Raw genomic sequence first — 19,884 nt, forward strand, 5'->3', positions numbered from 1 at the left:
CATGGCATCGACACTAACCCATGAAGAGCGGTCGATAGCCGCCGGGGAACAGGGAGAAGGCGCTGCGATGGCCATGCGCATTGTCGCCGAAACAGCAAGGCTGATGGGCGCGCCGCGCCTTATTCCGGTTGCATCGGCACATATTGACGGTGCGCTTTATCACGGTGATAGCGGAACGCTTTTCGCAGAAAAGCTGGTTGAGGGTGGTGCAAAGGTCAAAGTCCGCTCGACGCTCAATGTAGGCTCTATCGATCTGACCGGCTGCTCGCGTAATCTTTTGCCGGCTCACGAAGCTGATATGGCCAAGCGCATGATGCGCGCCTATATCAAGCTTGGCTGCGAGCCAACCTGGACCTGCGCTCCGTATCAAGCGGGACACAGGCCAGCAAAGGGCACAGATGTCGCCTGGGGTGAATCCAATGCAGTCGTGTTCTGTAATTCGGTTCTGGGTGCGCGTACCAATCGTTATGGCGATTTCCTCGATATTGCCTGTGCGATTGCTGGCCGCGCGCCCGATTATGGTCTGCATCGCAGCGAAAACCGTCGCGCTACGGTGGTGATCGATATTTCAGGGCTGGACCCGGCGTTCCTGTCTTCGGAAGTCGCCTGGCCTATTCTCGGCAATCTGTTCGGCCGCAGCGTTGGCACGAATATCGGTGTCGTTGCAGGCAGTCCGGTCCATCCCGATGAAGACGATCTCAAGGCTTTCGGCGCGGCATCGGCATCGGTTGGAGCAGTCGGTCTGTTCCATGTTGCTGGTGTCACGCCCGAAGCGCCCGATCTTGAAACGGCTTTGCAGCACCAGAAGCCGGAAGGCGTCATCCGCGTCACACGAGAAATGATAGAGGCGACGCGCAAGCGTCTTTCGACAGTCGAGCAGGTCGATCATATCGATGCGGTTGCCATTGGCAGTCCGCATCTTTCGATAACCGAATTCGACCGTCTGGAGCGCGCCATAGCGGAACGCAAGCTCGCGGTGCCGCTTTATGCCTGCACGGGTCGTCATGCACTGGTTGAGCTGGAGAAAGACGGACGCAGGCAGGCGCTTGAAAAAGCAGGCGTCGTGATTGTCGCCGACACATGCGTGGTTGTTACACCAATTTTGCCAGCTAAGGATGATGCCATCCTTATGACGAATTCCGGCAAGTTCGCGCATTATGCACCTGGCAACACCGGCTATGGCGTGCTTTACGGTTCGTTGGAAGAATGCGTGGAAAGCGCGGTTGCGGGCAGGCCGGTTTTCGGGAGGCAGGCGGCATGAGCATTGGGGAAAGCACCGTACTCGTTGCAGGAAAAGGGGCAGATGCTGAGGCGCTGGTTCTCTCCGCGCCGATTAGCTTCTGGGGCGGTGTCGATCCGAAGAGCGGGCGGATTGCCGATGTGCGCCATCCGGAACATGGGCAGAGCATCGCCGGGTGTGTGTTGTGCCTGCCCGGAACCATCGGGTCATCATCGGCAGCAGCCGTTCTTCTGGAGCTGGTCCATAGTGGTCATGCGCCTGCGGCCATTGTCCTGCATGAACCGGATGCGATCCTGCTCCTTGGCCTCATCGTGGCTCGTGAAATGGGGCATGACGTGCCTATCGCCGTTGAATTCGACCGCGAGGCGCAAAAGCAACTCGCCGGCCATCGGGTGACGGTCGGCGAGGATGGAGCAATTGGGATTGCTGCCTAATATTGCGTGCTGCGATCTACAATATGTTCCAGCGTTCCGTCCCGCTCGAAGGCTTCGATCTGCCGGATGATCTGCGGCACAAGAGCGGTTGCAGATGAGCTTGCCGCCGCGTGTGGAGTGATCGTCACGCGCGGATGATCCCAGAGCGGGCTGCTGGTCGGCAATGGTTCCTGCGTGAACACGTCAAGCGAAGCTGCCGAAAGAAGCCCGCGGTCGAGTGCGGCCAGAATATCGGCCTCGTTCTGCAGACCGCCTCGTCCGGCATTGATCAGCACCGGCGCGCCGAGAGGCCCGTCGCTCTTCAATTGCGCGAACATCGACATGGAGAGGATGCCCTTTGTGTCGGGCGTCAGCGGCAGCAGACAGACGAAGATGTCAGCCGTCTTGAGGAATTTCCCAAAGCCGTCCTTGCCGTGATAGGTCTGCACGCCATCGATCTCTTGCGGGCGACGGCTCCAGCCGGTGACGTTGAAGCCGAGCAACTTCAGCTTTTCAGCCGCGTCGCGACCCAGCACGCCGAGGCCCATGATGCCGACAGTGACTTCATGAGCAGCAGGCTGGCGGCGATCCTCATGCCAGACGTGATTCTGCTGCTGCTTGCGATAGCGCTGTCCGAGGCGGTGATGATCCAGCACCTGCCAGACGACATATTCTGTCATGCGCATGGTGAGATCGTCGGAGATGATGCGCACCAGTGGTACATCGGGAATCCGGTTATCGCGGAAGACATGATCGACGCCTGCGCCCAGCGAGAAGATCACCTTCAGATTGGGCAGGTTCTCAAGCGAGCCCGGCTTCTGCTTCCAGACAAGCGCATATTTGACGGACGGATCTTTTTCCGTGCGATCCGTCACCACCGGACGATCCGGCGCGTGATCCCGAAACGTCTTCAGCCAGATTTCAGGGTCCCAGTCGGTGATCGCCAAAAGGATGTTGCCCTTGGTTTCGCTCATTGTCTTGCTCCTCCCTCTGTTGCCTCCATCCGGAAGGCCGCCGCCATCAACGCCTTGGTGTAGTCGGTCTGCGGGTTGGCGAAGACATCCTTCGCCGCGCCATATTCGACTGCCTTGCCGTTGCGCATCACCAGCACGTCATTTGCCAGCGCTCGCACCACTTTCAGATCGTGGCTGATGAAAAGATAGGCGAGATCATGCTTCTTCTGCAATGCGCGTAACAGATCGACCACCTGCGCCTGCACGCTCATATCGAGCGCGGAGGTCGGTTCGTCCAGCATAACAAATTTCGGGTTCAGCACCATGGCACGTGCAATGGCGACGCGCTGGCGCTGGCCACCTGAAAATTCGTGCGGATAGCGGAAGCGGGTTTCCGGATCGAGATTGACCTCGTTGAGCGCGGCAACGACACGCGCATCGCGTTCGTCTGCCGACAGTTTAGGCTCATGCACCAGAAGCCCTTCGGCGATGATGTCCGCGATGGTCATGCGCGGTGAGAGCGAGCCGAATGGGTCCTGAAACACGATTTGCATCTCGCGGCGCAGCGGGCGCATATCTTTGAAGCTGAACTTGGCGATATCGCGCCCGTCGAACCTGATCTCGCCCTTGGACGAAATCATGCGCGACAGTGCGAGGCCAAGCGTCGTCTTGCCGGAACCCGATTCGCCGACGACCCCGAGCGTCTGTCCGGCGCGTAAGTTTACGTCGATGCCGTCCACCGCCTTCACATGGTCGACGGTCTTGCGCATGAACCCCTTCTTGATCGGGAACCAGACACGGATATCCTTGCCTTCCATCACCGTTTTTGCTGCTGGATCGGCGGCAGGCGGCTCGCCCTTCGGTTCAGCAGCAAGCAGGTGCTTGGTGTAGGGATGCTGCGGGTTTTCGAAAATCTCTTTGGTCGGCCCGGCCTCGACGATCTTGCCCTTGCTCATCACGCAGACCTTGTCGGCGATCTTGCGCACAATGCCGAGGTCGTGGGTGATGAAGAGCATCGACATGCCCTGTGCGGCTTTAAGCTCGGCCAGCAGCTTCAAGATTTGGGCCTGCACGGTGACATCGAGCGCTGTGGTCGGCTCGTCGGCAATCAGCAGCTTCGGCTTGTTGGCAAGCGCCATGGCGATCATGACGCGCTGACGCTGGCCGCCGGAAAGCTGGTGCGGGAAGGCCGACAGGCGCTTTTCCGGTTCGCGAATGCCGACTTCGTTCAGAAGCTCCAGCGTCCACGCCCGTGCGGCCTGCTCCCCCATGCCTTGATGCATTTTCAGGATTTCACCGATCTGCCGCTCCACACTGTGCAGCGGATTGAGCGATGTCATAGGTTCCTGAAAGATCATCGTGATGTCGTTGCCGCGCACACGGCGCAGTTCCGGCTCCGAAGCCTTCATCAAATCCTTGCCATTGAAAAGAATTTCTCCGGAAGGATGGCTGGCAGACGGATAAGGCAGCAGCTTCAGGATGGACAAGGCCGAGACGGATTTGCCTGATCCCGATTCGCCGACAAGGGCAACCGTTTCGCCTTCGGCAATGTCGAAGGATACGCGGTCGACGGAAATGCGTTCCTCGCCATTCTGGCGGAATGCGACGGACAGATCGCGAACGGACAGCAGGATTTTGTTCCCTGATTCGATCATAGATCCGCTCATTGGCCCACTCATTGAAATGCCTTTCGCGGATCGAAGGCGTCGCGTGTTGCCTCACCGATGAAGATCAGAAGCGACAGCATCAGCGAGATGACCACAAAGCCGGTAATGCCGAGCCAGGGTGCCTGCAGGTTATTCTTGCCTTGTGCGAGCAGTTCGCCCAGCGAAGCTGAACCGGGCGGCAGGCCGAAACCGAGGAAGTCGAGCGAGGTGAGGGTGGTGATCGAGCCGTTCAGGATGAAAGGCAGGAAGGTCAGTGTCGCGACCATGGCGTTGGGCAGGAGATGCCGCCACATGATGGTGCCGTTCTTCACGCCGAGCGCACGCGCCGCGTTCACATATTCGAAGTTTCGCGCTCGCAGAAATTCCGCGCGCACGACGCCGACGAAAGCCACCCATGAAAACAATAACATGATGCCCAGAAGCACCCAGAAGCCGGGCGGCAATATCGCCGCGATAATCAGCAACAGGTAGAGAACCGGGATCGAGGACCAGATTTCGATGAAGCGCTGGAACAGAAGATCGACCCAGCCGCCGAAATAACCCTGAACCGCACCCGCTGTCACACCGATGATGGCGGAGAAGAAGGTGAGAATCAGGCCGAACAGCACCGAAATACGGAAGCCGTAGAGTGCGCGTGCGAATACATCGCGCGCCTGATCGTCGGTGCCGAGCAGATTGAAATTGCCGAAGCGACAATTGGGATCGCTCACGCCTTGCGGATAGCGCTGGCAGCGCTCTTCCGCCGAATAGAGCCAGAACGGTTTGGAAGGCGCGGCTTCCGGTATCTCGTTGTTCACGGTGTTGTAGGAATAGCGGATCGGCGGCCAGATGGCCCAGCCATTGTTGTTGATTTCATCCTGTATCACCGGGTCGCGATAGTCGGTGACGGCATAAAAGCCGCCGAATTTCTCTTCCGGATAATCCACGAAAACCGGCATCAGCAACTCGCCCTTGTAGGAAACGAGAATGGGCCGGTCATTTGCGATGAACTCGGAACAAAGCGCTGCGATGAGCAGGAACAGGAAGATCCACAGCGACCAGTAACCGCGCTTGTTGGCCTTGAAGTTCTGCCAGCGGCGCTTGTTGAGTGGTGAAAGCCACGGGCGCTTTACCGGTTGCACGACAGGGGTGAGGGTGGTGTCGGTCATCACACGTCCCTCCGGTCAAAGTCGATGCGCGGATCGATCCACGTATAGGTGAGGTCGGACAAAAGGCCGACCAGAAGGCCGATCAGCGAGAAGATGAAGAGATTGGCGAAGACTACCGGATAATCGCGGTTGATGACCGACTGGTAGCCCAGCAGTCCAAGCCCGTCGAGCGAGAAGATGGTTTCGATCAAAAGCGAACCGGTGAAGAAGGCCGAGATGAAGGCGCCCGGAAAACCGGCGATCACGATCAGCATCGCATTGCGGAAGACGTGCCGATAGAGAACCTGATTCTCGGTCAGCCCTTTGGCGCGCGCCGTGGTTACATATTGCTTGCGGATTTCTTCCAGAAACGAATTCTTGGTCAGCAACGTCGTTGTGGCGAAGGCGGAAAGCACGAGTGCAGTCACCGGCAGCACCATATGCCACAGATAGTCGCCGATCTTGCCCCAGAACGACATTTGCGCGAAATCGGGAGAGGTGAGGCCACGCAGCGGGAACCAGTCGAAGAACGAGCCGCCCGCAAACAGCACGATCAGCAGGATCGCAAACAGGAAGCTTGGGATGGCGTAACCGACGATGATGACGGCACTGGTCCAGGTGTCGAAGCGCGAACCATCCTTGATCGCCTTGCGAATGCCGAGCGGAATCGAGATCATGTAGGACAGAAAAGTCAGCCACAGGCCGAGCGAGATTGAAACCGGCATCTTTTCCTTGATGAGGTCGATCACGCTGATATCGCGAAAATAGCTGCGGCCGAAATCGAAGCGCAGATAGTTCCACAGCATCTGGCCGAACCGTTCCAGCGGCGGCTTGTCGAAACCGAACTGCTTTTCCAGATCCGCAATGAATTGCGGGTCGAGCCCCTGCGCGCCGCGATATTTGGAATTGACCGAGCCGCTGTCGACGGCACTTTGCCCGAAATCGCCACCACCGCCGGAAAGGCGGTCGAGAGCGTCGCCGCCCTGGCCTGAAAGCTGCGCAATCACGCGCTCGACCGGACCGCCCGGGGCGAACTGAACCACAGCGAAGGAAATAGCCATGATGCCGAGTATCGTCGGAATCATCAGAAGCAGACGGCGGAGAATATATGCGCCCATCAGCCCGGTTTTCTCCGCAGGTTCAGGTTTATCTTATGGCTTGCCAACAGCTTCTGCCTTTTCATTATAGAGCGTGATTTCGAAAACCGGTTTCGGTTTCGCGAAATCAGGCCTTGATCCACCACAGCGTCTCGACGGGAAAGCCATAATCGGGCTTCGGCTCCTTGAAACCGAACCGGTCCCAATAGGCCGCGAGATGATTCGCTGTCGTCCAATTTGGAATCCAGTCGCGCCGGATACGCAAGTACCGATCGAGCACCTGCATCGTGGCGACGAGTTCTTCGCGCGTCGAAACCTTGCCGATATCTGCAATCAGCGCATCGATCAACGGGTCTTCCGTACCGGGAAGATTATAGCTGCCCGGCACCTTGGCCGATTCGGAACCAAACATCCCGGCAAGCGATTCCTGCGTCGGCGTGGGGCTGAACTGCAACGCCATACCCACCATGTCGAACTGGAAGTCCTGCATCCGTACCTGATACTGGCTTGCATCGACAAGCCGCAGGCTGGCATCGATGCCGATGGCGCGCAACTTCTGCACATAAGGATTGTAGACCCGGGTGAAGGCTTCGGAATTGGAAAGAATCTCCAGCGCGAATTTCGACCCGTCTTTGTCGTGGAACTGGCCGTTCTTGCGCTCGAAACCCGCTTCCTCCAACAGCTTGATGGCCTGCGCGAACTGCGCGCGGTCGCGGCCTGTTCCGTCCGATACCGGCATTAGCACGGCTTCACTGAAAACCGCATCCGGCAGTTTTCCGCGATAACGTTCAAGAACTTTCAGTTCATCGGGCGTCGGCATGCCGCTCGCCTGAAAATCTGATCCGTTGAAGCACGACTGCGAGCGGGCATAGACCTTGTAGAAAAGGTTCTCATTCGTCCATTCGAAGTCGAAGCAGAGCGCAATTGCTTCGCGCACGCGCGGATCGCGGAACCGTTCGCGGCGCTGGTTCAGCGCCCATGCCTGCATCAGCGGGCGCTTCTCTTTCGGAAAAGTGCGCTTGATGACCTTTCCCTGCTGGATGGCCGGGAAGTCATAGGCCGTCGCCCAGTTCTTGGAGACGGTCTCCTCGCGGTAGTCGATACTGCCTTTCTTGAAGGCTTCGAATTGCGGCTGGCGGTCGCGGAAAAACTCGATATGGATGCGGTCGAAATGATTGAAGCCCTTCTGCACCGGCAGATCTTTCGCCCAATAATCCTCGACGCGCTCATACTCGATGAACTGACCGGCGGCGAAATTGCCGACCTTGTAAGCGCCTGAGCCCAGCACCGGCTCCATGGTAGTGGCTTCGAAATCGCGATCCTTGAACCAGCTTTCCGACAAGATCGGCACGGCCACGGCATCAAGGATGGCGTTCGGTCCGCGCCCTTCGACGAAGCGCATGCGCACTTCTCGGCTGCCGGTTGCCTCCACCTTTTCGACGCCTGCCAGATACTGGCGCAGCGTTGGATGGCCTTTCTGCTTGATGGTCGCATAGGTGAACAGCACGTCTTTCGCCTCAATAGGCGAGCCGTCGTGAAAACGCGCCTCCTTGCGAAGCTTGAAAGTGCAACTGCGGCGATCTTTCGAAAGCGTCGCACTTTCCGCGATGAGACCATAGACAGAATCCGGCTCATCCAGCGCCGAAGCCATCAGCGTATCGAAGGTCAGCTCCATGCGCGGCGGCGCATCACCCTTGAACGTGAAGGTATTGAGCGTGTTGAATGTGTCGGTATTCTGGTTCCAGACCCAGCTCGACGGCGCGAAATTGAACGTGCCGCCCTTCGGTGCTTCGGGACTGGCATAGTCGAAATGGGAGAAATCGGGACCGTATTTCAGGTCACCGAAAGTCGAAAGCCCATGCAGCGCTTTGCCTGTCGGGATGTCGGCAAAAGCCCTTGGCGGCAGGAAGGCTGCAACGGCGGCACTTCCCGAAAGCCCCAGAAAATGGCGGCGGTTCATGCGAAGGATTGTCATTCTCGCTCCGCCCTCATTCACTGCCGGTTTTGAGCTTGGCTTCCTTCGCAGGGTCTATCCACCAGGAGAACGGGTCAATCCCAAGATAGTCCGGCTGCTTTTCAGGCATTCCGAATTTATTCCAATAGGCCACTTTGATCTTGTCATCATACCATTGCGGGATGACGTAATAGTTCCACAAAAGTGCCCGGTCGAGCGCATGGGTCGAGGCGACCAGCTCTTCACGATCCTTGGCATAGATGACATGGTCGATCAGCTTGTCGATGGCTGGGTTCTTGATACCGGCATAGTTGCGGCTGCCTTTGAAGTCGGCGGCCTTCGAGCCCCACATGTCGCGCTGCTCATTGCCGGGTGAGGCAGTTTGCGGGATGATTGAGGTGACCACATCATAGTCGAAATCATTGACGCGGGCCTGATATTGCGCCGTGTCGACGATACGCACGGTCGCGTTGATGCCGATCTTGCGCAGGCTTGCGGCGAACGGATTGTAAATACGCTCGTCCGTCGGATCCTTGCCGAGAAATTCGATGGTGAACGGATTGCCCTTGGCATCGACGAGCTTGTTGCCCTGCACTGTCCAGCCGGCTTCCGAAAAGAGTTTCAGCGCGATGCGCAGATTTTCGCGGGTGGCCTGCGGTGTGTCATAGACCGGCAGCTTGAATTCCTTCGTCAGTGCATCAGCAGGAAGCGAATCCTTCACCGTTTCCAGAATGGCCTGTTCCTCGGGCGTCGGCGGGCCGCTCAATTCCAGTTCGTTGCCTGCGAAATAGCTGTTGATGCGCTGATACTGGTTGAAGAACAGCAGGCGGTTCATCGATTCGAAGTCGAAGGCGTAGGTCAGCGCCTGACGGACTTTCGGGTCTTTGAACTTGTCGCGGCGCGTGTTCAGGAAATAGCCCTGCATACGTCCGACGGCGTGATAAGGGAACGAAGCCTTTACGACATCGCCGCGCTGCACGGCCGGAAAATTATACTGTTCAGCCCAGCGCTGGGCACGATTCTCGTTGCGATAATCGTACTGTCCACCCTTCTTGAAGGCTTCCCAGGTTGCATCCTCGTTGAAATAGTACTCGTAGCGCAGGCGGTCGAAATTATTGCGCCCGACATTGACGCCCAAATCCTTGCCCCAATAGTCATCGACGCGCGCCCAGATGATGGAGCGTCCGGGCGTCATGCTGTCGATCTTGTAGGCGGAAGAGCCGAGCGGGATTTCAAGCGTCGGACGGGTAATGTCGCGCTGCTTGCCCTGTGCATCCTTGCCTTCCCACCAGTGCTTGGGCAGAACGGCAAGCTGTCCCAGAATCTGCGGCAATTCGCGATTGCCCTTTTGGCTGAAGGTGAATTTCACCTCATGTTCGCCAGTCTTTTCCGCCTTCTCCACGTCGCCATAATATTTGTTGTACATCGGCGACTGCTTCTTCAGCACATCGAACGACCAGATCACGTCATCGACGGTGATCGGCTGGCCATCGTGCCATTTCGCTTTTGGATTGAGCTTGAACTTAACCCAGGAGAAATCATCGGGATATTGCAGGGCTTCAGCAATGAGCGGGTATTGCGTCGATCCCTGATCGAGCGAATCCGTCATCAGCGTGTCGTAGAGAAGACCGCCGCCGAAATCGGACAGGCCAGCGGCTGCGACCCCCTGCACCACAAACGGATTGAGACTGTCGAAGGTGCCAACGGCGACCATGTTCAGCGTGCCGCCTTTCGGCGCATCGGGATTCACATAGTCGTAGTGCTTGAAATCAGCAGGATATTTGGGCTCGCCAAGCAGGCTGGAGGAATATCGCCATTGGGGTTCCGCGTCATTTGCGCGACCAATTGAAACCGTGCTCGCAAGCATGGCCACCGCAAACGCACCCGCCCAAAAAGCTCTCATCCAGCCTCTCCGTTCCTGTTTCGGATATATTCGAACGAGTTTTATGGGTTTTTGCGGAGGAAGAAAGGCATGCGGGCAAGAAATTTAATACGGGCACGAAAAAAGCCCGGCGAACCGGGCTTTGATCATGTTTCTATCCTGCAGGCTTAATTGGCGGGTGCCGGTTCTGCAGGCTTCTGTTCGCCGCCTTCTGCAGGCTTTTCGCCTTCGGCTGGCTTGGCTTCGCCGCCCTCAGCCGGCTTTGCATCGCCACCAGCGGCAGGTGCCGCATCAGCGGTCGGCAGCGGAGCCGGATTGTCGGACAGTGTGCGCAGATAAGCGATCAGATCAGCGCGTTCATTGTCCTTCTTGTCGCCAGCAAAGCCCATGGCCGTGCCCTTGATGTAGCCCTTCGGCGAGGTCAGGAACTTGTTGAGATGTTCAAAATCCCACTTGTTGCCCGCAGCACCGAACTCCTTCATGGGAGCCGAATAGCCGAAACCTTCAACAGAGGCAGCCGGACGGTTCACGACATCCCACAGATGCGGACCGACCTTGTTGGCGCCACCCTTTTCACCGGTATGGCATGCAGCGCAACGCTTGAAGACGGTTTCACCGCGCGCCGGATCGGCAGACTGCAGCAACGTCGCAATGGAAACTTCTTCCTTGGCCGGTGCAGCGCCCCCTTCACCGGTCGAGGCTTCCGCCGCTTCGATGATAAAGCCCGGCTTTTCGGGCGCAGGCGAGTGAAACAGCGAATCGGACAGGATGCCTGTCGTCATGACAACGAAAACCGTTGCCAGAAAAGCCATGATAAACTTGTTAGTCCGGGTTGAATTCATCGCCGGTCAGCGCTCCCTCTACCAAAACGCTCTCCCCGAGAACGCTCTCCTAGCCGGCATGCAAACCTTCAATAAAGGTCGCAATTCTCTCCCCGGCATCGGGCGGAAACTAGGTCTTTTACCAGGGCGATGCAACACCTATAACGGTAACTAGACCCGTGACTTTTTGACACTTTTGATGCATTTCCAGCGCCTCGAAAGCGGTTTAAAAGACGTCCGCGACCTTATCGATCTCAAGAGGCGATGATGCTTCAGACATTAAAGACACTCACTCTTATCCCGGCACGCATGGCGTCCACGCGGCTGCCGAACAAGCCGCTCGCCGATATTTGCGGCAAGCCGATGATCGTGCATGTGGCCGATCATGCCGCGGCTGCAAAGCTGGGCCGGACGGTGGTTGCAACCGACAGCGAAGAGATTTTTTCAATCGTTACCGCGCATGGCCATGAAGCCATCATGACGCGCGAGGATCACGAATCCGGCTCCGACCGCATCTATGAAGCATTGATGAAAGTCGATCCGGCGGGCGAGTTTGATGCCGTGGTGAACGTTCAGGGCGACCTGCCGACCATCGATCCCGATATCATCCGCCGTGCGCTTCTGCCGTTGGAAGACGGACCTGCCGACATTGCAACGCTCGGCGTCGAAATCGAGGAAGAGTCGGAGAAGACCAATCCGAGTGTGGTGAAGATCGTCGGCTCCCCGCTTGCCGGCAACAGCCGCCTGCGCGCACTTTATTTCACCCGCGCAACCGCGCCCTACGGTGAAGGCCCGCTTTATCACCATATCGGCCTTTACGCCTATCGCCGCTCAGCGCTTGAACGCTTTGTGAAGCTTGGGCCGTCTCCCTTGGAGAAGCGGGAAAAACTCGAGCAATTGAGGGCTCTTGAAGCCGGAATGCGTATTGATGTGGAACTTGTGAGGACGGTGCCGCTCGGCGTTGATACGCAGGCCGATCTTGACCGCGCGCGCATTCTTGTAGCACAGGGTATCTAACGGGCCACCGATGAGTGGCATTTAAGAAAGCATGGTACGATGAAAACCAACAGGATTTCCTTTCAGGGTGAAGCGGGCGCGAATTCCGATACGGCGTGCCGCAACATGTTTCCCGATATGGAGCCTTTGCCGTGCCCGACTTTCGAGGATGCCTTCAACGCGGTTGAAACCGGCGCTGCCGACCTCGCCATGATCCCGATCGAGAACACTCTGGCCGGTCGCGTCGCCGATATTCATTATCTGCTGCCGCTCGCCGACATGCATATCATTGGCGAATATTTCCTGCCGATCCATTTCCAGCTGATGGTACTTCCGGGCGTCAAGCGCGAGGAAATCAAGACGGTACACAGCCATGTCCATGCGCTTGGCCAGTGCCGCAACGTCATCCGCCAGAATGGCTGGAAGGGCGTCATCGCAGGCGATACGGCGGGAGCCGCTCGCCTCGTCGCCGATATGAAAGATCGTTCCATGGCGGCCTTGGCACCAAGCCTTGCCGCGGAGCTCTATGGTCTCGATATTCTGGAAGAAAATGTCGAGGATTCGGAAGATAACGTGACCCGCTTCGTTGTTCTGTCCAAGAACAAGCAATGGGCACAGCGTCCCGAAAATGGCGAACGCATCGTGACGACTTTTGTCTTCCGCGTGCGCAACGTCCCGGCTGCGCTCTACAAGGCGCTGGGCGGCTTTGCCACCAATGGCATCAACATGACGAAGCTCGAAAGCTATCAGATCGGCGGGCGTTTCATCGCCACGCAGTTCTATGCCGATGTCGAAGGACACCCGGAAGACGCAAATCTGCAGCTTGCGCTGGAAGAATTGCGGTTCTTCACCAAGGAAGTGCGGATTCTCGGCGTCTACAAAGGCAGCGATATCCGCGATACGCATCTGCTGGCAGCAGAATAATCAGCCTGCGTCGTAGACCCAGGCCTTTATCAGATGGGTTGCGATGGCGCCGGACGGTGGCACCCGCAACCCATTTTCATGTGTGCCTTCCAGCATTGTCCGCACTTCGGCCTTCGAGAACCAGCGACCGTCTTCCAGCTCCGAACGGTCGATAGTGAAGTCGTCGCTCAAAACCTCGGCATGACAGCCGATCATCAGCGAATAGGGAAACGGCCAGGGCTGGCTCGCATGATAGGCAACGCGACCGATGGAGAGCCCCATTTCCTCGACACTTTCGCGGCGCACGGCGGCCTCGATTGTTTCGCCGTGCTCGATAAAGCCTGCGAGGCAGGAATAGGAACCGGGCGCGAAATGCGGGCTGCGTGCCAGAATGCATTTTTCGCCGCGTACCGGCAGCATAATCGCCACCGGGTCGGTACGCGGGAAATGTTCCGCACCACAGTTCGGGCATTGCCGCTTGGCACCGCCAGCGCGCATGTCGGTTTTTGCACCGCAGCGTCCGCAGAAACGGTGATTGGCATGCCATGCGGTCAGCGCTGCGGCTTGCGCCAGCGCGCCGAGCAGGTCGGCGGATACCAGCCCTTCGGTATAAATACTGCGATAATCCTGCAGACGGAAAGGCGTTTCCATCGTCTCGGGGTCGAGCGGTGTCGTCAAAGCGACAAGCGGCGCGCCGTCCTGAAGACCGAGAAAAATCGGCTCGTGAAGATCAGGCGCAAAGTCCTTCGCCTCACCGAGGCGGAACAATGCGCGTGGCGCTTTTTCATCGGCGTAGTCGAGAAGCAGCCGGTTACCGCCAAGCAACATGATTCGCGTTTCGGGAAGTTCCAGCGCCGTGAAGGCAGAATCATCCTGCCGCTTTTCGGATTGGCGGTCGATGCGGTTGCCGGAAAATCCGACAGATCGGCTCGGTTCGATTTCCGGCAGATCGTAGAGACGGAAAGTCATATCTATCTCGGAATTGTTGGGGGATTAAAGCGCATCCCGAAAAGTGTGAAACGGTTTTCGGAAAAGATGCGCGTGAAAGCAAATTAAAGCGCCGTACGAATGTCGGCGATCAGCTGGCGGGCGTCTTTTTCGTCATAGGTCTCGCGGGTGCCAAAGCCCCAGACAGGGCCGGGCCAGCCCGCATCGCCTTCATTGCGGGCGATCACATGCAGATGCAGCTGCCGAACGATATTGCCGAGCGCGCCCGTATTGATTTTCTGGCAACCCGTCACAGTCTTGAGTGCCTGCGCAACGATGCCCAACTCGAAGGTCAGCATGGTCTGGTCGAGTGGCGTCATGTCATGGATTTCAGCTAGGCCAGGACGGCGCGGCACCAGGATCAACCATGGCCAGCGCCGGTCGTTCATCAACCGAAGCTCGCACAGGCCGAGCTTGGCCACGGAAAATGTGTCGGCATTGAGCCGTTTATCGAGTTCGAATTGTTCCATAGGCCGACATTTACCAGTTTTTTTCGTCCAGCGCTTGCTTTTTGCGTGGCGCCCTCCTTGCTTTTTGCTTCACAATTGACGATATGCAGCGTGGGAGGTTGGTGGTGGACGAGCCACTCGCCAACCGGGTCAGGTCCGGAAGGAAGCAGCCCTAACGAGCCACGGCACGGGTCATCGTGCCAGCCTCCCACCCTTTCTCGCTACGCCGACGACTGTTGATGGGTTGCCTCTTTGGTTGACGCCGCTCATGCGTCCGGTCCAAACTGGCGACTGAGAAAAAGCGGAACAGGAAGAACGGAAGGGTCGCTATGGACACAAAATCCGCCGATGGCGCCTATCGCGTTCTCGCCCGCAAGTATCGCCCCCAGAATTTCAACGACCTTATCGGCCAGGAGCCGATGGTTCGCACGCTCAAGAACGCGTTCGAGACGGGCCGCATTGCGCAGGCCTGGATGCTTACCGGCGTTCGCGGGGTCGGCAAGACCACGACAGCGCGCATTCTGGCGCGTGCGCTCAATTACAAGACCGATACGATCGACCAGCCGACCATCGACCTTTCCGTGCAGGGCGAAAACTGCCAGGCGATCATGGAAGGCCGTCATGTCGATGTGATCGAGATGGATGCCGCCTCGCATACCGGTATCGACGATATCCGCGAGATCATCGAGCAGGTGCGTTACCGCCCGGTTTCGGCGCGCTACAAGGTCTACATCATCGACGAAGTGCACATGCTCTCCAATCAGGCTTTCAACGGCCTGTTGAAGACGCTGGAAGAGCCACCGCCCCACGTCAAATTCATCTTTGCCACCACCGAAATCCGAAAAGTTCCGATCACGGTTCTGTCGCGCTGCCAGCGCTTCGACCTGCGCCGTATCGAATCGGGCACGCTGGCGCAGCATCTGCGCCGCATCGCGGAAGCGGAACAGATCGCGGTGGATGATACGTCGCTCGCCATGATCGCACGCGCAGGCGAAGGCTCGGCACGCGATTCGCTGTCGATCTTCGATCAGGCCATCGCGCATGGTGCGGGTACTGTCACGGCGGAAGCCGTGCGCTCCATGCTGGGCCTTGCCGACCGTGCCCGTATCATCGACCTCTTCGAGATGCTGATGCGTGGCGATGTGGCTGGCGCACTGACGGAATTTCGCGCGCAGTATGATGTCGGTGCCGACCCGTCGGTCGTGCTGACCGATCTTGCCGATTTCAACCATCTCGTGACACGACTGCGTTTCACGCCGGATGTGGCCGAAGACGTGTCCCTGTCGGAAGATGAGCGCGTGCGCGGTCGTGAATTCGCGCAGAAACTTTCTGTCCGTGTGCTGTCGCGCACCTGGCAGATGCTGCTCAAGGGCATTGCGGAAGTCGATACGGCGACGAGACCGGTTCAGGCTGCAGAAATGCTTTTGATCCGGCTTGCCCATGCCGCAGATCTGCCGACGCTGGACGAGGCGATTCGCGGTCTCGACAATGGCTCCGTTTCGGCGCCGCGTCCGCAGCCGGGCAATCCGCGGCCGAATGGCGGCGGTGGTGCGCCGGAAGCGCGTTTTGCCGCCGATGCGGTTGGATCGTCTTCGATGGCTCCAGCTTCCGGTGGACCGGCAACGGCCATGCGTATCGTGGAAACACCACCGCAGCCGGTTCAGCCGTCAGCCGCACCGCAGCAGTTTGTCGAGAACACGCCGCAGCCTTCGGTGCCGGTCAACAGCTTGCATGATGTCGTCGCACTTGCCGACAAGCACCGCGACATGCAGTTCAAGATTCTGGTCAAGGGTTGCGTGCGCCTTGCATCCATTGCACCCGGGCGGCTCGAAATCGGCCTGACCGACGATGCGCCGAAATCTCTGCCGAGCGATATTTCGCAACGCCTCCTGAACTGGACCGGCATTCGCTGGGTGGTGACGGTCGCGCGTGACGTGGCCGGGCAGACCATTTCGGAGGCGGAAACCGAGCGACGCGACAATCTGGTGACCGATGCCCGCGCCGATCCCGATGTCGCCGCTATTCTCGCGGCCTTTCCGGGGGCAAAAATCACCGACGTGCGCATTGCCGTACCGGAACAGAATGACGACGAGGACATTGACCTCGATGCCGTGGTGGAAACACCGGGCGCACCGTCTGAAGACGACTGATTTACGGAATGATGGAGTGAACCCATGCGTGACATGATGGGCATGATGAAGCAGGCGAAGGAATTGCAGGCCAAGATGAAGGCCGTGCAGGACGAGATCGCCACCATGGAAGCCTCGGCCTCATCGGGCGGCGGGCTGGTGACGATCACGCTTTCCGGCAAGGGCACCCTGTCGGCGCTGAAAATCGATCCGTCGCTGATGAAGGAAGAAGAGGTGGAAATCCTCGAAGACCTGATCATCGCGGCGCATAACGACGCCAAGGCCAAGCTTGAAGCGGCCATGGCCGAGAAGACGCAGTCGCTCACCGCTGGTCTGCCGATTCCTCCGGGGTTCAAGCTGCCGTTTTAAGTGAGTAGGGCAGTAAGGCATTAGGGCAGTATGTTTTATCTGCCCGAAACGTTGCTGCCTCTGCTTTCCTTATTGTCTTACCGCCCTATTGCCGTATTGCCTTAAAAGATGTCCAAACGAATAGCCGGTCCCGAAATCGAACGTCTTATCCAGCTCCTGGCCCGCGTGCCGGGGCTTGGGCCGCGTTCGGCCCGTCGTGCAGCGCTGCATCTCATCAAGAAGAAAGAAGCGCTTCTGGTGCCGCTTGGTGGCGCCATGCAGGAAGCTGCCGAAAAGGTACGCATCTGCTCTTGCTGCGGCAATGTCGATACGTCCGATCCATGCACGATCTGCACCGATGAACGTCGCGATCCCACCACTCTTATTGTCGTGGAAGACGTTTCCGATCTCTGGGCGTTGGAGCGGGCAGGCACGATGAATGTGCGCTATCACGTTCTCGGCGGTCGCCTGTCACCGCTCGATGGCATCGGCCCGGACGATCTCAACATCAAAGGACTGGTGGAACGGGTTTCCACGGGTGAGATCAAGGAAGTGATTCTCGCGGTCAACGCTACCGTCGAAGGCCAGACCACGGCGCATTACATCACCGACCAGCTGTCGAGCTTCGACGTTCGTGTCACGCGGCTTGCCCATGGCGTTCCGGTCGGCGGCGAGCTTGATTATCTGGATGAAGGCACGCTTGCTGCCGCCTTGCGGGCAAGAACCACCCTTTAGAACTAATGGAGAAGGCATGGCAGCGGGAAATTGGAAGCATAGCCTGAAGATTGGTCTCGCACTGCTTGCCAGCCTTGCCATTTCTCCCGCCATTGCCGCGCCGTCCAAGGCGCAGATTGAAAGCCAGTATCGCAACTGGCTCGAAAAGGACCTTTGGCCGGAAGCGAAGGCAGCAGGCGTATCGCGCGCCGTGTTCGATCAGGCTTTTGCCGGTGTCTCGATCAACTGGAAGCTGCCAGACCTTGTCATCCCCGGCGAAAAGCCCTCGACACCGAAAGAGCAGAAACAGGCGGAATTCGGTGCACCCGGCAAATATTTCAATGCAAAGACGATGGGCGCGGTCACAAGCGGCGGCAAGGCGCGCTATGGCCAATATGCCAATCTCCTGAAGCGCATCGAACAGAAATACGGTGTTCCGGGGCCGATCCTGCTTGCCGTATGGGGCCGCGAATCCGGCTTCGGTACGGTGAAGATTCCCTACAATGCCTACGAGGTTCTTGGCACCAAGGCTTTTATGGCCACTCGCAAGGACATGTTCCGGAAGGAACTGATTGCTGCGCTCGAAATCGCTTCCAAGGGCTATATCGACGAAGCCGCTATGAAAAGCTCATGGGCGGGTGCACTCGGCCAGCCGCAATTCATGCCGACTTCCTATCTGAAACATGCTGTCGATTTCGACGGTGACGGCAAGCGCGACATCTGGAACTCGGCGCCTGATACGCTCGCCTCCATCGCCAATTATCTGAAGCTGCATGGTTGGCAGAAGGGGCGTGACTGGGGCTTTGAAGTGAGCGTTCCGCAGAACGTATCCTGCTCGCTGGAAGGTCCGGATCAGGGCAAGACGATTGCCGAATGGGCAAAGCTCGGCATTACGCGGGTGAATGGCAAACCGTTTCCGGCCAATGAAATGAAGGGCGAGGGCTTTCTGCTCATGCCCGCCGGTCGCTACGGTCCGGCCTTTGTCGTGAGCCCGAATTTCTACGTGCTCAAAGACTATAATATGAGCGATCTCTATGCGCTCTTCATCGGCCACGTCGGTGATCGTATCGCCTATGGCGCGGGCGATTTCAGCCGTGGATGGGGCGACGTCGGCTCCATGTATCGCTCTGATATCGGCGCAATGCAGAAACGCATGCAGGCGCTGGGCTATGATGTCGGCAAGCCGGACGGTCTGCCCGGCTTCAAGACCCGCCGCTCCATCGGCCTGTGGCAAGCCAAGAATGGTATGGCGCCAACCTGCTTCCCGCAGCCGGAGCTATTACGTCAGGTCCGCTGATCCCCGCCACTCAGCAAGTTGGCGAAAGACTGCAGCGCTTTCGTCCTGTAGCGGTCGTTGTGCTGCAGCATGAGAAACTGGCGCTGCGGCAGAGCAAAATCCGCCTTTACCAGTGTTCCGGCAGCAAGATGCGGGGCGGCGACAAGTTCCGATATGGCCGTCACGTAATCACCGGAGCGCACCGCCGAACAGATGGCTTCGTTCGATGGTAGTTCCAGCGCCACATGCAGTCGCGCCGGATTATAACCGGAAGCGCGCATCGCATCCTCGAAAACGCTGCGCGTTCCCGATCCCTGTTCACGCAAGATCCATTTTCCCTCGAAAAGCCGATCCCAGGTGAGCTTGCCGCCCGTACCCCAGTCATGATCGGGGCGCGCCACCAGAATAAGCTGGTCGCTTGCAACCTTGCTGATTGATAGCGACGGCGCCTGCACAGCACCTTCGACGAGGCCAATATCGGCGACGCCTTCCTGTGTCGCCTCGGTAACGCTTTCCGTATTGCCAAGCGTCAGTCGCACGTCGATCAAAGGGTAGGCGGCGTGAAACCGTGCCAGAAAGGACGGCAGCCAATAGCTGGCGATGGTCTGGCTGGCATGAATGGCGAGAATGCCCCGTTTGCCGCCACCAAGTTCCGATAGCATCCGCTCGGCAGAACGGGCGCGCGCAAACGTTGCGCGTGCCTCGTCCAGAAACATGCGCCCGTCACCGGTCAGCTCGATCCGCCGCCCGATGCGGTTGAAGAGCGTCGCTCCGTAGCGATCTTCCATGGTGCGGATGGCCGAACTGACCGCCGAAGGGGTCAGATGCAGGGCTTCCGAGGCTCGCGTGAGGTGCTCACGCTCGGCGACTTCAATGAAAATTCGTAGCTGTTCCAGTGTCATAGCGATGATCGTTCGATTTTATCAAA

General features: G+C 58.2%; 18 protein-coding genes and 1 other RNA gene. 9 read left to right on the forward strand and 10 right to left on the reverse strand.

What is annotated here, in order from left to right:
• Position 1: 1 nt before the first annotated feature.
• The gene (locus tag ABDF71_RS01550; RefSeq protein WP_151614871.1) at positions 2-1,261 is read left to right on the forward strand and encodes an aconitase X; all 1,260 of its coding nucleotides are present in this window, start codon (positions 2-4) and stop codon (positions 1,259-1,261) included.
• Positions 1,258-1,674 carry an aconitase X swivel domain-containing protein gene (locus ABDF71_RS01555; RefSeq protein WP_010657815.1) on the forward strand — a complete coding sequence of 139 codons (417 nt, stop codon included), beginning with the start codon at positions 1,258-1,260 and terminating at the stop codon, positions 1,672-1,674. The genes ABDF71_RS01550 and ABDF71_RS01555 overlap by 4 nt, the downstream gene beginning before the upstream one ends.
• Here the strand turns inward: ABDF71_RS01555 and ABDF71_RS01560 are convergent.
• The 7 genes from ABDF71_RS01560 to ABDF71_RS01590 all read right to left on the reverse strand — a co-directional run bounded on the left by ABDF71_RS01560 (position 1,671) and on the right by ABDF71_RS01590 (position 11,175).
• Positions 1,671-2,627 carry a 2-hydroxyacid dehydrogenase gene (locus tag ABDF71_RS01560; RefSeq protein ID WP_151614872.1) on the reverse strand — a complete coding sequence of 319 codons (957 nt, stop codon included), beginning with the start codon at positions 2,625-2,627 and terminating at the stop codon, positions 1,671-1,673. The genes ABDF71_RS01555 and ABDF71_RS01560 overlap by 4 nt on opposite strands.
• The gene (locus ABDF71_RS01565) at positions 2,624-4,285 is read right to left on the reverse strand and encodes an ABC transporter ATP-binding protein (RefSeq protein WP_151614873.1); all 1,662 of its coding nucleotides are present in this window, start codon (positions 4,283-4,285) and stop codon (positions 2,624-2,626) included. The genes ABDF71_RS01560 and ABDF71_RS01565 overlap by 4 nt, the downstream gene beginning before the upstream one ends.
• Entirely contained in the window at positions 4,282-5,421 is a 1,140-nt protein-coding gene (locus ABDF71_RS01570) for an ABC transporter permease (protein WP_029926121.1), read from the reverse strand. The genes ABDF71_RS01565 and ABDF71_RS01570 overlap by 4 nt, the downstream gene beginning before the upstream one ends.
• Positions 5,421-6,518, reverse strand: a complete 1,098-nt coding sequence (locus tag ABDF71_RS01575; protein ID WP_010657819.1) for a microcin C ABC transporter permease YejB — start codon at positions 6,516-6,518, stop codon at positions 5,421-5,423. The genes ABDF71_RS01570 and ABDF71_RS01575 overlap by 1 nt, the downstream gene beginning before the upstream one ends.
• A gap of 106 nt (positions 6,519-6,624) precedes the next feature.
• Positions 6,625-8,472, reverse strand: a complete 1,848-nt coding sequence (locus ABDF71_RS01580) for an extracellular solute-binding protein (RefSeq protein WP_151662885.1) — start codon at positions 8,470-8,472, stop codon at positions 6,625-6,627.
• Between the two features lie 13 nt (positions 8,473-8,485).
• Positions 8,486-10,354 (reverse strand): extracellular solute-binding protein, encoded by a 1,869-nt coding sequence (locus tag ABDF71_RS01585; RefSeq protein WP_259030204.1) that lies wholly within the window; start codon positions 10,352-10,354, stop codon positions 8,486-8,488.
• Between the two features lie 146 nt (positions 10,355-10,500).
• Entirely contained in the window at positions 10,501-11,175 is a 675-nt protein-coding gene (locus ABDF71_RS01590; RefSeq protein WP_029926112.1) for a c-type cytochrome, read from the reverse strand.
• 246 nt (positions 11,176-11,421) lie between these two features.
• On the opposite strand from ABDF71_RS01590, the gene ABDF71_RS01595 reads away from it, so the two are divergent.
• The gene (locus ABDF71_RS01595; RefSeq protein ID WP_151662887.1) at positions 11,422-12,171 is read left to right on the forward strand and encodes a 3-deoxy-manno-octulosonate cytidylyltransferase; all 750 of its coding nucleotides are present in this window, start codon (positions 11,422-11,424) and stop codon (positions 12,169-12,171) included.
• A 39-nt stretch (positions 12,172-12,210) separates the two neighbouring features.
• Positions 12,211-13,074 carry a prephenate dehydratase gene (locus ABDF71_RS01600; RefSeq protein WP_011982259.1) on the forward strand — a complete coding sequence of 288 codons (864 nt, stop codon included), beginning with the start codon at positions 12,211-12,213 and terminating at the stop codon, positions 13,072-13,074.
• On the opposite strand, the gene nudC is transcribed toward ABDF71_RS01600, so the two are convergent.
• Positions 13,075-14,022, reverse strand: a complete 948-nt coding sequence (gene nudC, locus ABDF71_RS01605; RefSeq protein ID WP_259030206.1) for an NAD(+) diphosphatase — start codon at positions 14,020-14,022, stop codon at positions 13,075-13,077.
• Between the two features lie 83 nt (positions 14,023-14,105).
• On the reverse strand, positions 14,106-14,510 hold the full coding sequence (locus ABDF71_RS01610; RefSeq protein ID WP_010657827.1) for an HIT domain-containing protein: 405 nt from the start codon (positions 14,508-14,510) through the stop codon (positions 14,106-14,108).
• 93 nt (positions 14,511-14,603) lie between these two features.
• Here ABDF71_RS01610 and ffs point away from each other — a divergent pair.
• From ffs to ABDF71_RS01635, 5 genes are all read left to right on the forward strand, one after another.
• Positions 14,604-14,701: signal recognition particle sRNA small type (gene ffs, locus ABDF71_RS01615), an RNA gene on the forward strand.
• Positions 14,702-14,818: 117 nt separating this feature from the next.
• Positions 14,819-16,639 (forward strand): DNA polymerase III subunit gamma/tau, encoded by a 1,821-nt coding sequence (locus ABDF71_RS01620; protein WP_010657828.1) that lies wholly within the window; start codon positions 14,819-14,821, stop codon positions 16,637-16,639.
• Between the two features lie 24 nt (positions 16,640-16,663).
• Positions 16,664-16,987: a YbaB/EbfC family nucleoid-associated protein gene (locus ABDF71_RS01625; protein ID WP_500060870.1), complete on the forward strand. Its 324-nt coding sequence runs from the start codon at positions 16,664-16,666 to the stop codon at positions 16,985-16,987.
• A 108-nt stretch (positions 16,988-17,095) separates the two neighbouring features.
• Positions 17,096-17,701 carry a recombination mediator RecR gene (gene recR, locus ABDF71_RS01630; RefSeq protein WP_010657830.1) on the forward strand — a complete coding sequence of 202 codons (606 nt, stop codon included), beginning with the start codon at positions 17,096-17,098 and terminating at the stop codon, positions 17,699-17,701.
• A gap of 16 nt (positions 17,702-17,717) precedes the next feature.
• On the forward strand, positions 17,718-18,977 hold the full coding sequence (locus ABDF71_RS01635; RefSeq protein ID WP_500060873.1) for a lytic murein transglycosylase: 1,260 nt from the start codon (positions 17,718-17,720) through the stop codon (positions 18,975-18,977).
• Here the strand turns inward: ABDF71_RS01635 and ABDF71_RS01640 are convergent.
• Entirely contained in the window at positions 18,965-19,858 is an 894-nt protein-coding gene (locus ABDF71_RS01640; RefSeq protein ID WP_500060875.1) for a LysR family transcriptional regulator, read from the reverse strand. The two genes, ABDF71_RS01635 and ABDF71_RS01640, sit on opposite strands and share 13 nt — an antisense overlap.
• Positions 19,859-19,884 lie beyond the last annotated feature (26 nt).

The sequence above is a fragment of the Ochrobactrum sp. WV_118_8 genome, from assembly GCF_039631535.1.
Lineage (GTDB): Bacteria > Pseudomonadota > Alphaproteobacteria > Rhizobiales > Rhizobiaceae > Brucella > Brucella anthropi.